Below are 690 nucleotides of genomic sequence, written 5' to 3'. Positions count from 1 at the left end.
CGATGGTCGATCCTCCGATCGCAACGGCCGCACCGGTGGCGGTGTTTTCGTTCACACGGGTAATGGTCGGATCAATAACCGCCGTCACATTGAAGGTCCGCGGTGTCGACGATTGTCCGGAGCCGTACAAGGCTTTGGCCGAGAAACTGTGTCCTGTCAGGGACATGTCGGTAATCGTCAGCGTCCAGATGCCGGTCACTGGATCGGCAGTGGACTGGCCTTTGGGTGTCGTGCCATCAAACACCTCGACCCTCTGCCCCTTGGCGGCGCTGCCTTCGAACGTCGCGCTGGTTTCGACGGTGGTTTCACCTTCGCGGATTTCCTCATTGCTTTGAAAGCCCTTGGCCGAGGTGATTTGCGGCTTGTCATCCGCCGCCGTCCCTACGACAAACTCCAACGGATTCGAATAGCTGGTCTTGCCCGTCGCATCCCGAACAATGTGGTAGCGGATACTCAACCGTTTATCGCGACGGGCCTCAAAATGCTGCTGCACAAACGCCGCGTTGAGGGGAAATTTCACGTCTTTACCGGCGCTCAATGAATTGAGAGTCTTTTCGTCCTCGAACAGCAACTTGTCCTGGACATCACGCAGTTGCCAGAACACCACATCTTTGGCTTTGGTGGGATTGTTGACTGGGTTGGGGCAGGTGACTTCGCTGATGCCGTTGGGCAAATCCTTGGGTTCCAGTG

Annotated in this window: 1 pseudogene; it reads right to left on the bottom strand. The window is 56.7% G+C overall.

Annotation, left to right across the window (positions count from 1 at the left end):
• A pseudogene (locus tag QLG12_RS07185) lies at positions 1-673 on the bottom strand (hypothetical protein); the annotation flags it as partial.
• Between the last annotated feature and the right edge of the window lie 17 nt (positions 674-690).

Source organism: Pseudomonas sp. V88_4 (genome assembly GCF_029967985.1).
In the GTDB taxonomy this organism is placed as follows: Bacteria; Pseudomonadota; Gammaproteobacteria; order Pseudomonadales; family Pseudomonadaceae; genus Aquipseudomonas; species Aquipseudomonas glycinae.
This window is presented reverse-complemented; position numbering and strand designations above follow the sequence as displayed.